Raw genomic sequence first — 16999 nt, forward strand, 5'->3', positions numbered from 1 at the left:
GACATTTCGTTAGCTTGATTTCAGGATAATTATGAGCAAGAGCACCGCTGAGATCCGTCAGGCGTTTCTCGATTTTTTCCATAGTAAGGGACACCAGGTTGTTGCCAGCAGCTCCCTGGTACCAAACAACGATCCAACATTACTGTTTACCAACGCCGGGATGAACCAGTTCAAGGATGTTTTCCTTGGTCTCGACAAGCGTAATTATTCCCGCGCAACCACCTCGCAGCGCTGCGTGCGTGCGGGCGGTAAACACAACGACCTGGAAAACGTCGGTTACACTGCACGTCACCACACCTTCTTTGAAATGCTGGGCAACTTCAGCTTCGGCGACTACTTCAAACACGATGCAATTCAGTACGCATGGGAACTGCTGACCGGTGAAAACTGGTTCAACCTGCCGAAAGAGCGTCTGTGGGTTACTGTTTACGAGACCGACGACGAAGCATACGAAATCTGGGAAAAAGAGGTCGGTATCCCGCGCGAACGTATCATTCGCATCGGTGATAACAAAGGCGCACCTTATGCGTCTGACAACTTCTGGCAGATGGGCGATACCGGCCCTTGCGGTCCGTGCACCGAGATCTTCTACGATCACGGAGACCATATCTGGGGTGGCCCTCCGGGCAGCCCGGAAGAAGATGGCGATCGCTACATTGAGATCTGGAATATCGTCTTCATGCAGTTCAACCGTCAGGCTGACGGTACCATGGAGCCGCTGCCGAAACCGTCCGTCGATACGGGGATGGGTCTGGAGCGTATTGCCGCGGTTCTGCAGCACGTTAACTCCAACTACGATATTGACCTCTTCAGCACGCTGATTAAGTCTGTTGCAGAGGTCACTGGTGCGACCGACCTGAGCAACAAATCTCTGCGCGTCATTGCTGACCATATTCGTTCTTGTGCGTTCCTGATTGCGGACGGCGTGATTCCGTCGAACGAAAACCGTGGCTATGTGTTGCGTCGCATCATTCGTCGCGCCATTCGTCATGGCAACATGCTGGGCGCGAAAGATACCTTCTTCTACAAGCTGGTTGGGCCGTTGGTTAGCGTGATGGGCTCAGCAGGCGATGAGCTGAAACGCCAGCAGGCGCAGGTAGAGCAGGTTCTGAAAACCGAGGAAGAGCAGTTTGCCCGTACGCTGGAGCGTGGGCTGGCGCTGCTGGATGATGAACTGGCGAAACTCAAAGGCGACACGCTGGATGGCGAAACGGCCTTCCGTCTGTATGACACCTACGGCTTCCCGGTTGACCTGACGGCTGACGTTTGTCGTGAGCGTAACATTAAGGTAGACGAAGCGGGCTTTGAAGCCGCAATGGAAGAGCAGCGCCGTCGTGCGCGTGAATCCAGCGGTTTCGGTGCTGACTACAACGCGATGATCCGTGTGGATGGCGCGTCTGAATTCCAGGGTTATGACCATCTGGAACTGAACGGCAAAGTGACGGCGCTGTTTGTTGACGGCAAAGCGGTAGAGAGCATTACCGCGGGTCAGGATGCCGTTGTTGTACTCGATAAAACCGCATTTTATGCCGAGTCCGGCGGTCAGGTGGGCGATAAGGGCGTGCTGAAAGGCAACGGCTTTAGCTTCACCGTAAACGACACGCAAAAATATGGCCAGGCGATTGGTCATGTAGGTTCGCTGGCCTCCGGCTCACTGAAAGTGGGCGAGGGCGTACAAGCTGTCGTTGATGAAGCACGTCGTGCGCGTATTCGTCTGAACCACTCCGCAACTCACCTGATGCACGCAGCCCTGCGTGAAGTATTAGGGACGCACGTTGCGCAGAAAGGCTCGCTGGTTAACGATAAAGTGCTGCGTTTCGACTTCTCTCACTTTGAAGCGATGAAACCGTCTGAAATCCGCGCGGTGGAAGATCTGGTGAACGCCCAAATCCGTCGCAATCTGCCAATCGAAACTCAGATCATGGATCTCGATGCGGCGAAGCAAAAAGGGGCGATGGCACTGTTTGGTGAGAAGTATGACGAGCGTGTTCGTGTGCTGAGCATGGGCGACTTCTCTACTGAACTGTGTGGCGGTACGCATGCTTCTCGCACGGGCGATATTGGCCTGTTCCGTATTCTGTCCGAATCCGGAACGGCGGCGGGCGTTCGTCGTATCGAAGCGGTCACCGGTGAAGGCGCGCTGGCTTACCTGCACGCTGAGAGCGATCAACTGCACGATATCGCACAGCTGCTGAAAGGCGATAGCCAGAATCTGGGCGAGAAAGTGCGTAGCGTTATCGAACGTACTCGCCAGCTGGAAAAAGAGCTGCAGCAGCTGAAAGAGCAGGCGGCAGTACAGGAGAGTGCAAATCTCTCCAGCAAAGCGGTTGAAATTAAAGGTATTAAACTGCTGGTCAGTGAACTGGCTGGTGTTGAGCCTAAGATGCTGCGTACCATGGTCGATGACCTGAAGAACCAACTCGGTTCGGCAGTCATTGTGCTGGCGACCGTTGCTGAAGGTAAGGTTTCTCTGATTGCTGGCGTGTCTAAGGACGTGACCGACCGTGTTAAAGCAGGGGAACTGATTGGTATGGTCGCTCAGCAAGTGGGCGGTAAAGGGGGCGGTCGTCCAGACATGGCGCAAGCCGGTGGTACGGATGCGGCGGCACTTCCTGCAGCGTTAACCAGCGTTGAGAGCTGGGTGAGTTCCAAACTGTAATAACTAAAAAGCGTAAACAGACGCCATAACCTATGTGTTATGGCGTACTTCGCTCTACGCTATCGATAATGATAAAGTCAGGTTGAGTTTGTGTATATCGGCTAAACTTACGTTTAACAGAATGTGATGCCGTGACTGCTTACACTTTACGTGTTTGTCATCGCTTACTTTTTGGCGTTATATGATGGATAATGCCGGGATACAAGAGACCCGACTCTTTTAATCTTTCAAGGAGCAAAGAATGCTGATTCTGACTCGTCGAGTTGGTGAGACCCTCATGATTGGGGATGAGGTCACCGTGACAGTTTTAGGGGTAAAGGGTAACCAGGTTCGTATTGGTGTGAACGCCCCTAAAGAGGTCTCTGTACACCGTGAAGAGATCTACCAGCGTATCCAGGCTGAAAAATCCCAGCAGTCCAGTTACTGATATTATCGCGTCTCGCTTTCAGGCGAGACGCAACCCTCCTGCCATTCTTCCTGCTTAAAGTTACCTTTCTATTTCAATTTCGCTGTTTTTCACCGTCTCTCTTTGCTTATCTTCATCTTTATTCGCCTGGTTGATTGCACTTCATTGCGTAAATGCCCGCAAAATCCGTTTATAAAACACTCTCTTTGCCTCTTTTACATGCGAATTGCCTGCGATTTGTGCAAACAGAAAAAGTGCATGGAAAATTGTTTGACTTATAAGTCCCAGAAAGTAATATATGCGCCACGCAGCGACGAGAAGCTCTTAACGAGTTACTCGAAGCACTCGAAAGAGGCGTTGTGTGGTGAGGTGGCCGAGAGGCTGAAGGCGCTCCCCTGCTAAGGGAGTATGCGGTCAAAAGCTGCATCCGGGGTTCGAATCCCCGCCTCACCGCCATTTTGCATCCGTAGCTCAGCTGGATAGAGTACTCGGCTACGAACCGAGCGGTCGGAGGTTCGAATCCTCCCGGATGCACCATCTTTTACTTCACGTCGTTTTCGAAACGGTGTGTGGTACCAGGCAGTACAGTAGTAAATCCCGATGCATCCGTAGCTCAGCTGGATAGAGTACTCGGCTACGAACCGAGCGGTCGGAGGTTCGAATCCTCCCGGATGCACCATCTTTTACTTCATGTCGTTTCAAAACGGTATGTGGTATCAAGCAGTACAGCAGTAAATCCCGATGCATCCGTAGCTCAGCTGGATAGAGTACTCGGCTACGAACCGAGCGGTCGGAGGTTCGAATCCTCCCGGATGCACCATCTTCTCTGAGATAGCAGCAATACTGTTGTTTCATGGTCTGCGAAAACATCGCAAGCACCAGGGAGGATAACGTTGCTTCAGCAACGGCCCGAAGGGCGAGGCGCAGCCGAGTAATCCTCCCGGATGCACCATCTTTTACTTCATGTCGTTTTCAAAGCGGTATGTAGTATCAAGCAGTACAGCAGTCAATCCCGATGCATCCGTAGCTCAGCTGGATAGAGTACTCGGCTACGAACCGAGCGGTCGGAGGTTCGAATCCTCCCGGATGCACCATCTTCTCTGAGATAGCAGCAATACTATTGTTTCATGGTCTGCGAAAACATCGCAAGCACCAGGGAGGATAACGTTGCTTCAGCAACGGCCCGAAGGGCGAGGCGCAGCCGAGTAATCCTCCCGGATGCACCATCTTCTCTGCGACAGCAGTAACACTGTTGTTTCCTAATTCTAAGTTTCCCCAGAACATCCCCCTTCATTCGTTTATTCCTTCACCATTTCGTCAGCGAACGCTTTGACTATCAGCGACAAAAACAGCTGTTTACGTTAAAGTAATGTTTTGTTAATCGTTTGGCGGAAGCTCGATGTACGCACAGTATGACGGTCTGATCTTCGATATGGATGGCACCATCCTGGATACCGAACCCACTCACCGTAAAGCCTGGGATGATGTTCTTGGCCGCTACGGGATGCGTTTCGATCTACAGGCGATGGTGGCGCTTAACGGTTCGCCAACCTGGCGTATCGCACAGGCGGTTATCGAATTAAATCAGGCGGATCTCGATCCGTATCTACTTGCCCGCGAAAAGAGTAACGCGGTAAAAGCGATGCTGCTGGATACCGTGCGTCCCCTTCCGTTAATTGACGTGGTTAAAGAGTGGTATGGCCGTCGTCCGATGTCTGTTGGCACCGGGAGCGAAAGCGCGATGGCAGAAGCCTTACTAGCACATCTTGACCTGCGTCGCTATTTCACGGCTGTTGTTGCTGCCGATCATGTCCAGAATCACAAACCCGCTCCGGATACCTTCCTGCTTTGCGCAGAACGGATGGGTGTATCACCTGAAAAATGCGTTGTCTTCGAAGATGCTGATTTCGGTCTTCAGGCGGCGCACGCGGCTGGCATGGCGGCAGTGGACGTTCGCAGACTGTGAGTGAACTGCTGTCACTCGCTTCGTTATTCGCCAGCAGTTTTTTAAGCGCTACCCTTCTGCCCGGTAATTCCGAAGTTGTGCTGATCGCGATGTTGTTGTCAGGCGTGAGTCAGCCCTGGTTGCTGGTCTTAATAGCAACAATGGGTAATAGCCTTGGAGGGCTGACTAACGTTATTCTTGGGCGTTTCTTTCCTCTTCGCAAAACGTCGCGCTGGCAGGAAAAGGCAGTTAACTGGCTAAAACGCTATGGCGCTGCCACGCTGTTATTAAGCTGGATGCCTGTAATAGGCGATTTGCTGTGCCTGCTGGCGGGATGGATGCGCATCTCCTGGGGGCCGGTGCTCTTTTTTTTAACGCTTGGTAAAGCGTTACGCTATGTCCTTGTGGCGGTAGCAACCTTACAGGGCATGTCGTGGTGGCACTAATTGGACTGTTTGTGACCCTAAACCATTACAATTATGCTAAATAAAATGATTTTGACAGGCGGGAGGTCGAATTGATCCCGGACGTATCACAGGCGTTGGCCTGGCTGGAAAACCACCCTCAGGCTCTGAAGGGTATTCAGCGTGGTCTTGAACGCGAAACGCTGCGCGTAAACGAAGATGGTTCACTTGCAACAACGGGCCATCCTGAAGTGCTGGGCTCTGCGCTGACCCATAAATGGATCACCACGGATTTCGCCGAAGCGCTGCTTGAGTTCATAACGCCAGTAGATGGCGATATTGACCATATGCTAACGATTATGCGCGACATTCATCGCTACACCGCCCGTCAACTGGGTGATGAGCGGATGTGGCCGCTTAGTATGCCTTGTTACATTGAGCAGGGGCAGGATATTGAACTGGCGCAATATGGCACCTCCAATATCGGCCGCCTGAAGACGCTCTATCGTGAAGGGCTGAAAAATCGCTATGGCGCATTGATGCAGACCATTTCTGGGGTCCATTACAACTTCTCATTGCCGATGGCATTCTGGCAGGCGAAATGTGGTGAAACAGATAAAGAGGCGATCTCCGCGGGCTATTTACGTCTTATCCGTAACTACTATCGCTTTGGCTGGGTCATCCCCTACCTGTTCGGCGCGTCGCCGGCGATCTGTTCGTCATTCCTGCAAGGTAAACCGACCACACTGCCGTTCGAAAAAACCGATTGTGGTATGTATTACCTGCCTTATGCTACCTCGTTGCGTCTCAGCGACCTGGGTTATACCAATAAATCGCAAAGCAATCTCGGAATTACGTTTAACGATCTGACCGAGTATGTGGCAGGATTGAAGCGGGCGATTAAAACCCCGTCTGAAGAGTACGAAGCCATTGGGCTGGAACGCGACGGTAAGCGTCTACAGATTAATAGCAATGTTCTTCAGATTGAGAACGAACTCTACGCGCCAATTCGTCCTAAACGCGTAACGCGCAGTGGTGAGACACCTTCTGACGCGCTGCAGCGTGGCGGTATTGAATATATTGAAGTTCGTTCGCTGGATATTAATCCCTTCTCGCCAATTGGCGTGGATGAGCAGCAAGTCCGCTTCCTCGATCTCTTTATGGTCTGGTGCGTGCTGGCGGATGCGCCAGAGATGAGCGCTGATGAACTGCTCTGTACCCGCACTAACTGGAACCGCGTGATTCTGGAAGGGCGTAAACCGGGCCTGACGCTAGGCATGGGCTGTGAAACGGCGCAGTTCCCGTTACAAAAAGTCGGGAAAGATCTGTTCCGCGATCTGAAACGCGTCGCGCAGACGCTGGACAGCGTCTACGGCGGAGAAGCCTATCAACAGGTTTGCGATGAGCTGGTAGAGAGCTTCGACAATCCTGAACTGACGTTTTCAGCCCGTATTTTGCGTTCTATGATTGATGAAGGCATTGGTGGCACAGGCCGATCGCTATCTGCGCAGTATCGTGAGATGTTGAAAAGCGAACCGCTGGAAGTGATAAGCGAAGCCGACTTTATCGCGGAGCGTGAAGCATCGCAACTGCGTCAGAAAGAGATTGAAGCGGCAGATACTGAGCCATTTGCAGCGTTTCTGGCGAAGAACAGCTGACAGAAAAGAAAAAGGCCACATCGCTGTGGCCAAACTTACATCTCTGAAGAACAGGGATGATGATAACAAATGCGCGTCTTTCATATACTCAGACTCGCGTTGAAACGAAGAGTTCAATTAATTTTAAAAAAATCACTTTCGGAGGTGACGTATGCCGTTATTAGATAGCTTTACTGTCGACCATACCCGTATGGAAGCCCCTGCTGTACGTGTTGCGAAGACCATGAATACCCCGCACGGCGACACAATCACCGTATTTGACCTGCGTTTCTGCGTGCCAAACAAAGAAGTGATGCCGGAGCGCGGTATTCATACCCTGGAGCACCTGTTTGCTGGCTTTATGCGCGATCACCTGAACGGCAACGGCGTTGAGATTATCGATATCTCCCCGATGGGTTGCCGTACCGGTTTCTATATGAGTTTGATCGGCCAACCGGAAGAGAGCCGCGTAGCGGATGCCTGGAAAGCGGCAATGGCCGACGTGTTGAAAGTAAAAGAACAGAACCAAATTCCGGAACTAAATGTTTACCAGTGCGGAACATATCAGATGCACTCGCTGGAAGAAGCGCAAGAGATTGCACGCCACATCATCGAACGTGACGTACGCGTGAACAGCAACGATGAACTTGCCCTGCCGAAAGAAAAACTGCAAGAACTGCATATCTAGCGATCACACCGGCACTTTTTCATGAGGTGCCGGTTCTTATTATTACATCCTGTCATTATTCCCTTTATTAAATCCTAAAAAATTCTTCAGTAATGTGAATTGTGCCCGTAGTGTTTTACTATTGAGGTCGGTTTGCGGCTGACCAATAAAATTCTAACATTAAGTTGTCTTAAACTATCTGTTGTATTAATAATATCGGACCCGATTGTCGCAAATTAATGTTTATTTAGAGGAATTTATGAAAAGTTATGTTTCAGGCTCAGCAGTGCTAATTTCCGCATTTATTTTATCTGCATGCAGCACCGTTAATACCACCCCTATTGCGAAAGAGCCTGAAGCGCGTAAGCAGGAGGTGCAGTGCTACCAGGAGTTCTCCGCACTCCAGAAGCTGGATCCTGCGGCTTATGAAGGCTACCGTAAACAGTTCGAAAACATTAACAAAAACTACAGAATTTATGAAACAAACAAATCTCTGGTTGATGCCAATGCCTCAGAAGTTATGCTGACGGAAATTAATAAGAAGGTCTCGTTAGTTTGCGTCAGAATAAAAAACAGCGTTTATTCCAATATGATGAAACGCGCGAACGAAATGAATAATCTATGAAAAAATACGTGACTGCTACTCTTTATTGTGGATTGCTTTTATCCAGTGGGAGTAGTTATTCAGCTAATACCGACCTGCTCGAACAGTTAAGTAACGAAAAAATCATCGGCAACGATACCACGAGCCCTTTTAGTTCTACTGAGGGCTCGGCTGCAGTTCCTGAATCCCCGCCGATAAAAACCGCCCCTCGTCCAGCGAAGCCACAGGCAAAGCCGTTGCCTGTGGCTTCGCAAGACAGTTCAACCTGGCGTAAAAAAGTGGCCGGGCTGACCGAAGAACTCCGTAAAGCGAACGCCACCATCACAGGATTAGGCCACTCCCTCCAGGAGATTGAGCGTGAAAAATTGACTCTGGAACAGGCGCTGGCTAATGAAAAAAAACGTGTGCAGGCGCATGAGCAGTCACTTACAAAGCTGAAGCAGCAGCCGGTGGGTAATGCACAACAGTTAGCCCTGGACAGTCTTGCAGCCACGCTTCCAAATAGCGCTTCACGAGATAAACAACAGAACCAGCAACTTACTGAACAGCTTAGCCAGGCAAACGCAAAAAGCGATGCGCTGAATAAGGAGCTAATCGCCCTTCGTGAGCAGAAACAGGCGCTGGAAGCAAAACTCTCTGGTCTGGAGACGCGCAGCGGCGAAACAGCGCAAAAGAACACCCAGCAATCAGAACAGCTGGCAGCTGCTATGGCCCAGAGCGTTGCGTTAAACAAAGCACTCGCCGAACTGAAAAGCCAGAACAAGACTCTGGAAGAGCAGTACGCCTCTCTTAAAGCCGCCAGTGGCAACACGCAGCAGAAGAGCGCAGAGCTGGCAGAACAGCTTGCCGCTGAGAAAGCGCGCGTGACTCGCACGTCTGAAGAGTCAGCCGCGCTGAAGGCAAAATTGCAGCGTCAGGAACAGCAGCTTTCAGAACTGAAAGTACAGAAGCAAGCTACGGATACCGAGCTGGCGACCAAAAGCACGGCCCTGATTAAAGAACTCAGTGACCTTAAGCTTCAGAAAGAAGCGCTGGACGGTCAGCTTGCGGCCCTGAAAACTGACAGCAGTGGCGCACAGAAAAAAAGCGCAGCGCTGGTAGAGCAGTTAGCCGCTGAGAAAGCGCGTTCCACCCAAATGGCCGAAGCGTCTGGCGCCCTGAAGTCAAAAGTACAGCTTCTGGAAAAACAGCTCGCCGAACTGAAAAAAGGCAAACAGGCCGCGGATAGCGAACTGGCGACCAAAAGCGCGGCCCTTGTCAAAGAGCTTGCCGAACTCAAACTTCAGAAAGAGGCGCTGGATGCACGCCTTATCGCTCTGAATACGGCCAGTGCTGGTTCGCAGAAAAAAAACACAGAGCTGGCAGAGCAGTTAGCCGCAGAAAAAACGCGTGCTGCAAAGACGACTGAAGAGTCCGCAGCCCTGAAATCAAAAGTGACGCTTCTGGAAAAGCAACTTTCTGAGCTCAAAATAGCGAAACAGGCCGCGGATAATGAGCTGGCGACCCGGACCACGACGTTGATCAAAGATCTTGCCGATCTCAAGCTCCAGAAAAAAAATGTAGACGATCAACTCGCCGCGCTGGTCAGCGCCAGTGGCAATAAAGACCAGAAAAGTGCGCAACTGGCAGAACAGTTTGCTGCAGAAAAAGCGCGCGTTGCACGCACAATGGAAGAGTCTGCCACCCTGAAGTCAAAAGTGCAGATGCTGGAAAAGCAGCTGACCGAACTGAAGGCGCAGAAGCAGAGTGCAGAAACTGTGCTGACCACCAAAGACAGGGCTCAGACTAAAGAACTTGCTGAACTCAAGTCACAAATTACGGCGCTTGAGGGACAGCTTAGTGACCTTAAAACGCAGAAAAAATCGCTGGACGATCAGCTCACCGCCCTGAAAAACAGCAGCAGCGGTTCGCAGCAAAAAAATGCTCAGCTAGTGGAACAGCTAGCCAGCGCGACAGCGAAAACGACGCAGTTGGCTAAAGAGTCAGAAGGGCTAAAAGCCCGGTCTCAGCAGATGGAAAAGGAACTTTCTACGCTCAAAACCCAGAAGCAAAGTGCTGAAAGCGAGATGGCAGCCAGAAGTGCCTCCATGCTCAAAGAGCTCGCCGAGCTTAAGCTGCAGAAAAAAACGCTCGATGAGCAGCTTGCTGCACTGAAAAATACCACTGGCAGCAAAGAGCAGCAGAGCTTGCAGCTGACACAGCAGTTAGCCAGTGCTACGGCGCGCGCCACGCAAATGGATGAAGAGGCAAAAGCGTTAAAAGCAAAATCGCAGCTGCTTGAAAAGCAGCTTGCCGATCTGAAAGCGCAAAAGCAGACGACTGAAACGACCTTTACCACTCAGGGCGAAGCGCTTAATAAAACACTGAACGATCTTAAAGCGCAGAAAAAAACGCTGGAAGATGAGCTGGCCGCGCTTAAAGCCACCCGTCTCACTGCGGATCAAAAAAGCAGCGAGCTGGCTCAAAAGCTGGCGAGCGCGAATACGCTCTCAGCCCATCTTTCCAGACAGGTTGAGGATCTCAAAGCGAAGCTACAGGCGGGTGAACAACAGCTTTCCGGCCTCACCACGCAGAAGCAAACTGTTGCCGCGAAGCTGGCGGAGCAGGAGACCGCATTGAAAAACATGCAGCTGAAATCTGACATCACGCTCAGCCAGCTGGAAGATGCGAAGCGGGTCATCGCATCTCAGGAGTCGCTGATATCCGTACAAAAAAATGTGGTCGGCAACGACAAGGCGGCTGCTGAACTGAGTAAGAAGCTGGAGTCTGTTAACAAAGAAAATGCCGCGCTGAATGAGAAACTGAAAGCGCAGGCCGCTTCTCTTACCGAACTGACGAACCTTAATGAGAAGCTGAAGACGGAACAGGCAGCCAGCGAAAAGGCAGCGAAAGAGACGAAGCCTGTTAGCGGACAGCCGCGCGTTAAAGTTGATACCAGTGCAGCAAAAGATACCCAAACCAGCTATGCCATTGGCAGTTGGTATGGTCAGGCCGCCGATCGTGAAAAAATAAAAATGACCGATCTGGGCAAGAAGTTCGATCTGAAAGCGTTTACCCAGGGGTTCAACGATAAGGTGAATAACCAGCTGCAACTCCCGGTGGCGAAGATCACGAAAGAACTGACCACGCTGGATAAACAGCAGCAGAAACAGCTGGCGTCTACGCTCTCTGAAAACGAAAAACAGAGTAAAGCGATCCTCAGCAAGGCGGCAAAAGAAAAAGGCGCTGTAAAAACGGCAGATGGTTCGATTTACCGTGTCATCAAGCAGGGTGAAGCACCACTGGTTAATGGGCAGAGCAATATTATTACCGAGCTTGATGAAGTACTGGGCACGGGTAAAGTGATGTCCAGTAAAGAGGTGCGCGCCAGCCGCGTGCAAGACCTGCCACCGCTGTTCCGGTTGGTGGTCACCAAACTTGGTCTCGGCGGTGAAGCCAAAATCATCATCCCGGCGAAGCAGGCTTACGGTGAACAGGGCGTGCCAGGGCTTGTACCGCCGGGTACGGTCTCCATCATTACGGTGAAGATCATCGGCATTAAATAAGCATAAAAAAACGGATCTGCATGCAGATCCGTTTTTGTTTTGATGACGCGCTTAGTGGGCGCCTCCGCCACCACCGCCTGCACCAAACGGCGGCTTCGCAAACCATACCAGCCCCAGCAAGACAATAAATACCCCCGCAGACATCCAGAAAATCTCGTTAGCCGAAATAATCAGTCCCTGGTTGGTAATTTGCTGGGCAATCCAGCCGGAGGCCTGCTGATCGGTCATCCCCATACCCTGCAACTGACTATACATCTCTTGCGCGTTCGGGTTATACGGGTTCACCGATTCGGTAAGCTGCGCATGGTGCATCGATTCCCGGTTAGTCCACAGAGTGGTCGTAATCGACGTACCAATGGAGCCAGCCAGCGTACGGGTGAAGTTCGACAGGCTTGATGCCGCAGCCAGGCGCTCGGGCGGCAAGCCGGAGAGCGTAATGGTAGTCAGTGGCATGAAGAAGCACGCAACCGCGAAGCCCTGAATAAACTGTGGCCACGCAGAGGCACCAAAGTCCATTCCTGGTTCGAAGGTATACGCACGCCAGTAGAAACAGACCGCGTACATAATAAAGCTGAACGTCACAAGCCGACGCATATCCAGCTTATGGGCAAAGCGACCAATAATTGGCGATAACAGCACCGGAATGACCCCAACGGGCGCCGAGGCCAGGCCTGCCCAGGTGGCCGTGTAGCCGTACACTTCCTGTAGTAGCTGCGGCAACAGAACGATCGCGCCGAAGTAGAGCATATAGGCCAGGCTGATACATAAGCAGCCGATGGTAAAGTTTCGCGATTTGAATAGCGACAAGTCGACTATCGGGTTTTCATCGGTCAACTCCCAAACAATCAGGAAGCTTAACGCCACCACCGCCACCACGGTCAGGACGATGATCTCCTGAGAGGCAAACCAGTCCAGCTCTTTACCGCGGTCGAGCATGATTTGCAGACTACCAATACCCAGTACCAGTAACGCCAGCCCCACGCCATCAATACGCCGCTGTTCAGTACGGGTTTCCCGACCGCGCAGTGACTGTAACGTTAACAGCACCACAATGGCGCCGATAGGGACGTTGATGAAGAAGATCCAGCCCCAGTGGTAGTTATCACTGATAAAGCCGCCGAGGATAGGGCCGCAAATCGGCGCAACGATCACCGTCATTGACCACAGCGCCAGAGCAACAGATCGCTTCGCTGGCGGATAGTTACTCAGGAGCAAACTTTGCGACAGCGGGATCAGCGGCCCGGCAACAATCCCTTGTAATACGCGGAAGAAGATCAGCATATTCAGGCTGCTTGAGACACCACAGGCCCAGGAGGCAATGACAAACGCGATGGTGGACCAGAGGAACAGCTTCACTTCACCGACGCGCTTTGCCAGCCAGCCAGTAATGGGGATCGAGATAGCGTTCGCTACCCCGAACGAGGTGATGACCCAGGTTCCCTGGCTCAGCGACGAGCCCAGGTTGCCGGCGATGGTGGGGATCGCCACGTTTGCAATGGTGGAGTCCAGCACCTGCATGAACGTCGCCAGCGACAGCGCAATGGTCATAATGACCAGTTGCGCCCCCTCCAGTGGTTTTTGCGGTTTTTGCTGCTGCATAACGCTCACCTTCGGATTAACCGGCGTTCGCCTTCACGATGTCATTAATCAGCTTGTTCACAGGCTCAAGGCTGATTTCACGGGCATTACTTTCATACGCCGGGTTAGTGCGTACCTGGTTTGCCAGCATATGTCCGTCACGATCGGTCGTATCAACGGTCACGAGGGTCGAAAGTCCAATACGCAGGGGATGATCCGCCAGCTGTTTCTCATCCAGCTCGATACGTACCGGCAGACGCTGAACCACTTTGATCCAGTTGCCCGTCGCATTCTGCGCAGGCAGCAAGGAGAACGCACTGCCGGTCCCCATATCCAGACCCACCACCTTACCGGTGTACTTCACCTCGTCGCCGTAGATATCGCTCACCACGGTCGCGGTCTGGCCAATACGCATATGCGCCAGCTGAGTCTCTTTAAAGTTGGCATCGACCCACAGGTGCGTCGCCGGAACCACGGCCATCAGCGGTGTTGTGGTGCTGATCTGCGCGCCGGGTTGAACGGAACGACGAGAAACGTAGCCGGTCATCGGGCTGACGATTTTGGTACGCTCCAGCGCCAGCCAGGCGTTACGCACTTCCGTGGCGGCCTGTTTAACCGCCGGCTGTTGATCCAGCGTGGTATTCAGTATCATCGCCTGATTGGCGTTGTACTGCTGAATAGAGACGTCAAGCTGCGCCTGGGCGCTGGCCACTGCATCACGGGCGTGCTGCAGCTCTTCACGGCCAATCAGGTTGGCGGTGCCAAGCGGAACACGACGCTTGAAGTCACTCTGCGCCTGCGCCAGGGCAGTTTTCTGCACCTCAATGCTGGCCAGAAGTTGCTTACTGTTAATCATCTGCTGGCGCGTTTGACGCACGCTTGAGGCAAGCTCGGTCTGCGCTTTTTCAAATGCCTGCTGTGCATCGGTCGGGTCGAGCGTGACCAGCACGTCGCCTTTCTGCACAAAGTCGGTGTTGTCAGCCCAGACTTTCGTCACGCTGCCTGACACCTGCGCCATAATTTGTACCTGGTTCCCTGCCACGTACGCATCATCCGTCTCCTCAAAATGACGCAGTACTAAAAACCAATAGATCCCATATGCCACGGCAATAATAATAAAGAGCAAGGTCAGCAGAAGAAGGGCACTTTTACGCTTGCCTTTCTTACTGGCTGGTTGCTGCGGGGGGGTATTCTCCGCATTTGCGCTCATTGTTGTTCTCCACGATCTTTTTATTTTCACATCGGCTGTGCCGACCTGTTATCAGAAAGGCCAGCAGTATGACGTGCTGGCCTGTCGGTTTTCTTATAAATCTGGATTGTCGAGCGAGTCGTCGCGTTAGCGCAGTGCCTCAAGAATGACACCGTCTTCATCCATCTGATCCAGACGGGTGAGGAGCTTGCGAGTGATGTGCTCAAGCTGGTCGCGCTCGGAGGTACTAAGAGCAGACCAGAGTTGGTGCAGACAATTGTGCTGAGGCGGTAATACCTCACGCAGGAATGCGTGACCTTTGTCGGTCAATTGCAAATGCAGGCAACGACGATCGTTGTCGCTTTCACGGCGTTCGATCCAGCCGCGTTTTTCCAGCTCATCAGCGATACGGGTTGCATTGGTGCGGGATGAACCCAGCGCGCAACTCAGTTCGGAAGGCTGAATACTGTGATTTTCCTGAGACTCCAGCGTAATCAACGCCATAAATAACGTCTCGTTAATCCCTTGAGCTTTCAGCATCTTATTGCGGTTATCCAGCAATTTGCCCTGCATGTGCATGCAGAGACGGGTCAGCAGAATCTCCTGATACGGGAAATCCTCATGACGACTGGCGCGAAATTTAAGCATTTGTTCAATGGGCGTAAACGAACTATCCATTTGGGCATAACCTCATTAATTACAGCCGATATAGTAACGACAGTGACAAATAATGTAAATGAATTATTTGTGCGGTTAAAATCCGCAAAGCTTATGTCACTGCCATAAAGTGCCGGGTGAATCCGTGTCCCGGTGTTTAAAGAGACGGTCGGGCGGGTGCCCAGAGAAAAGAGGATTGGGTGATCTGAAACAGCGTGAAATGTCGAAGAAGGTGCGATGGGCTGGTTATTCATGCGGTTCGTAAATATATCACCCACATTAAAATTTCAGGGATAAATGTTTCCGCCACCTTAACAGACTGCGGGGCTTCTTGCACCCAGAGAAGCCCCAAAGCAATGTAAAGCTTAAGTAATTGCCTCCTGGCGATGATAGCCGCGCCACCAGACAAGCAGGTTCAGAAGTGCCATCACGCTACCCACCAGGCACACCCCAGCCCAGCCCGCGTGTTGCCACGCCGAGGCAGAGATCAGCGACCCCGCCGCGCCGCCAATGAAGTAGCTGGTCATGTATCCGGCGGTCAGACGGTTACGGGCATCCGGCTTCACGCGATAGATGACCGTCTGGTTGGTGATGTGCACGCCCTGCACGGTGAGATCCAACACCAGAATGCCAACAATCAGCGACAGTACCGAGAGATGCCCATACCAGATGGCTGACCAGGAGAGCAGCAGCAGAACCAAACTGGCTGATGTGGTGAGGTGTGATTTGCCCTTGTCTGCCAGTCCACCTGCAGGTCGCGCGCCCAGCGCTCCCGCCGCGCCTGCCAGACCAAACAGGCCAATTACCCCTTCGGAATAGTTGAACGGGGGAGAGGCCAGCAGGAAGGCCATGGAGGTCCAGAGAATACTGAAATTTGCAAAGGTGAAGCAGCCCAGCAGGGCGCGGGTACGCAGCAGTTTATCCTGCGTGAACAGACTGAATACGGAGCCAAGAAGCTGGAAGTAGTTAAGATGGTTTTCCTGCTTCACTTTTGGCAAGCCGCGCCAGAGGGCGATGGCCATGATCACCATTAATACGCTCGCCACCCAGTACACCGTGCGCCAGCCACCGAGGCTGGCCAGTAATCCCGCCACGGTACGCGCCAGCAAAATGCCCAGCAGCAGGCCACTCATGATGGTACCCACCACTTTGCCGCGTTTTTCCGGGGCTGCGAGGGTAGCGGCCAGCGGGACGAGGATCTGCGCCACGACCGAGAATAACCCGGTCAGGGCGGTGCCGAGGATCATCATGCTCAGCGACTGGCTGCTGGCGGTGATCAGCATTCCGCCTGCAGCGAGCAGGGTCATGAAAACGATCAGGGAGCGGCGTTCAAACATATCTCCAAGTGGAACCAGCAACAGCAGGCCGGCGGCATAGCCGAGTTGGGCGGCGGTCACGATAAAACCCGCAGAGCTCGCCGAAAGGTTAAAGGCGCGGGCGATGGTATCGAGCAGAGGTTGCGCGTAGTAGTTGCTGGCGACAGCCAGACCCGTTGCGACTGACATCAGTAAGATCAGTGCCGGGCTAAGTCCTTGAGAAGTTTTGGTCATTATGGTCTGAAATCATTAGTTAAGTGATTATCGATTCGGAAACCATAATAACGGATGAATGTGAATGTTGGGGAATTGTTACGTGATGGATTGTGCGCTTTGACTTTCCCTGGCCAGGAGGGTGAGGGAATTCAAACACCCTCTCCCGGAGGGAGAGG

Annotated in this window: 12 protein-coding genes and 5 tRNA genes; 13 read left to right on the forward strand and 4 right to left on the reverse strand. The window is 52.4% G+C overall.

The features are described 5' to 3' along the window. The first annotated feature begins 31 nt into the window (after positions 1 to 31). The 13 genes from alaS (at position 32) to B3511_RS18030 (ending at position 11867) form a co-directional block, all read left to right on the forward strand. Complete coding sequence (gene alaS, locus B3511_RS17970) at positions 32 to 2659, forward strand: alanine--tRNA ligase (protein WP_286783978.1); 2628 nt, start codon at positions 32 to 34, stop codon at positions 2657 to 2659. Between the two features lie 241 nt (positions 2660 to 2900). Next, positions 2901 to 3086 (forward strand): carbon storage regulator CsrA, encoded by a 186-nt coding sequence (gene csrA / locus B3511_RS17975; protein WP_000906486.1) that lies wholly within the window; start codon positions 2901 to 2903, stop codon positions 3084 to 3086. 342 nt (positions 3087 to 3428) lie between these two features. Then, positions 3429 to 3521 (forward strand) — tRNA-Ser (locus B3511_RS17980). A 4-nt stretch (positions 3522 to 3525) separates the two neighbouring features. Then, a tRNA-Arg gene (locus B3511_RS17985) sits at positions 3526 to 3602 on the forward strand. Between the two features lie 65 nt (positions 3603 to 3667). Beyond that, positions 3668 to 3744, forward strand: a tRNA-Arg gene (locus B3511_RS17990). A gap of 64 nt (positions 3745 to 3808) precedes the next feature. After that, positions 3809 to 3885 (forward strand) — tRNA-Arg (locus B3511_RS17995). 197 nt (positions 3886 to 4082) lie between these two features. Then, positions 4083 to 4159, forward strand: a tRNA-Arg gene (locus B3511_RS18000). Between the two features lie 305 nt (positions 4160 to 4464). Then, complete coding sequence (gene yqaB, locus B3511_RS18005) at positions 4465 to 5031, forward strand: fructose-1-phosphate/6-phosphogluconate phosphatase (protein ID WP_286787143.1); 567 nt, start codon at positions 4465 to 4467, stop codon at positions 5029 to 5031. Beyond that, positions 5028 to 5456, forward strand: a complete 429-nt coding sequence (locus B3511_RS18010) for a YqaA family protein (protein WP_046886122.1) — start codon at positions 5028 to 5030, stop codon at positions 5454 to 5456. The genes yqaB and B3511_RS18010 overlap by 4 nt, the downstream gene beginning before the upstream one ends. Positions 5457 to 5527: 71 nt before the next feature. Next, the gene (gene gshA, locus B3511_RS18015) at positions 5528 to 7072 is read left to right on the forward strand and encodes a glutamate--cysteine ligase (protein ID WP_207292282.1); all 1545 of its coding nucleotides are present in this window, start codon (positions 5528 to 5530) and stop codon (positions 7070 to 7072) included. A 151-nt stretch (positions 7073 to 7223) separates the two neighbouring features. Further along, entirely contained in the window at positions 7224 to 7739 is a 516-nt protein-coding gene (luxS, locus tag B3511_RS18020) for an S-ribosylhomocysteine lyase (protein ID WP_040074294.1), read from the forward strand. A 238-nt stretch (positions 7740 to 7977) separates the two neighbouring features. Beyond that, positions 7978 to 8343, forward strand: a complete 366-nt coding sequence (locus B3511_RS18025; RefSeq protein ID WP_286787145.1) for a hypothetical protein — start codon at positions 7978 to 7980, stop codon at positions 8341 to 8343. A gap of 221 nt (positions 8344 to 8564) precedes the next feature. Beyond that, on the forward strand, positions 8565 to 11867 hold the full coding sequence (locus B3511_RS18030; protein ID WP_286787147.1) for an FKBP-type peptidyl-prolyl cis-trans isomerase N-terminal domain-containing protein: 3303 nt from the start codon (positions 8565 to 8567) through the stop codon (positions 11865 to 11867). A gap of 51 nt (positions 11868 to 11918) precedes the next feature. On the opposite strand, the gene emrB is transcribed toward B3511_RS18030, so the two are convergent. The 4 genes from emrB to B3511_RS18050 form a co-directional block, all read right to left on the reverse strand. Further along, a complete protein-coding gene (emrB, locus tag B3511_RS18035; protein ID WP_040074298.1) occupies positions 11919 to 13466 on the reverse strand; it encodes a multidrug efflux MFS transporter permease subunit EmrB in 1548 nt (515 codons plus the stop codon). A 16-nt stretch (positions 13467 to 13482) separates the two neighbouring features. Continuing rightward, on the reverse strand, positions 13483 to 14655 hold the full coding sequence (emrA, locus tag B3511_RS18040; protein ID WP_207292279.1) for a multidrug efflux MFS transporter periplasmic adaptor subunit EmrA: 1173 nt from the start codon (positions 14653 to 14655) through the stop codon (positions 13483 to 13485). A 126-nt stretch (positions 14656 to 14781) separates the two neighbouring features. Next, complete coding sequence (gene mprA, locus B3511_RS18045; RefSeq protein WP_040074301.1) at positions 14782 to 15312, reverse strand: transcriptional repressor MprA; 531 nt, start codon at positions 15310 to 15312, stop codon at positions 14782 to 14784. Positions 15313 to 15656: 344 nt separating this feature from the next. Continuing rightward, positions 15657 to 16841: an MFS transporter gene (locus B3511_RS18050; RefSeq protein ID WP_040074303.1), complete on the reverse strand. Its 1185-nt coding sequence runs from the start codon at positions 16839 to 16841 to the stop codon at positions 15657 to 15659. Positions 16842 to 16999: the final 158 nt, after the last annotated feature.

This window comes from Leclercia sp. UBA1284, assembly GCF_002308415.1.
GTDB lineage: Bacteria > Pseudomonadota > Gammaproteobacteria > Enterobacterales > Enterobacteriaceae > Enterobacter > Enterobacter pneumoniae.

Excerpts from the sequence above, each read along its gene's own strand:
- emrB (WP_040074298.1), bottom strand. The coding sequence starts at position 13,466 with ATGCAGCAGCAAAAACCGCAAAAACCACTGGAGGGGGCGCAACTGGTC.
- B3511_RS18025 (WP_286787145.1), top strand. The coding sequence starts at position 7,978 with ATGAAAAGTTATGTTTCAGGCTCAGCAGTGCTAATTTCCGCATTTATT.
- csrA (WP_000906486.1), top strand. The coding sequence starts at position 2,901 with ATGCTGATTCTGACTCGTCGAGTTGGTGAGACCCTCATGATTGGGGAT.
- alaS (WP_286783978.1), top strand. The coding sequence starts at position 32 with ATGAGCAAGAGCACCGCTGAGATCCGTCAGGCGTTTCTCGATTTTTTC.
- B3511_RS18050 (WP_040074303.1), bottom strand. The coding sequence starts at position 16,841 with ATGACCAAAACTTCTCAAGGACTTAGCCCGGCACTGATCTTACTGATG.
- mprA (WP_040074301.1), bottom strand. The coding sequence starts at position 15,312 with ATGGATAGTTCGTTTACGCCCATTGAACAAATGCTTAAATTTCGCGCC.
- yqaB (WP_286787143.1), top strand. The coding sequence starts at position 4,465 with ATGTACGCACAGTATGACGGTCTGATCTTCGATATGGATGGCACCATC.
- emrA (WP_207292279.1), bottom strand. The coding sequence starts at position 14,655 with ATGAGCGCAAATGCGGAGAATACCCCCCCGCAGCAACCAGCCAGTAAG.
- luxS (WP_040074294.1), top strand. The coding sequence starts at position 7,224 with ATGCCGTTATTAGATAGCTTTACTGTCGACCATACCCGTATGGAAGCC.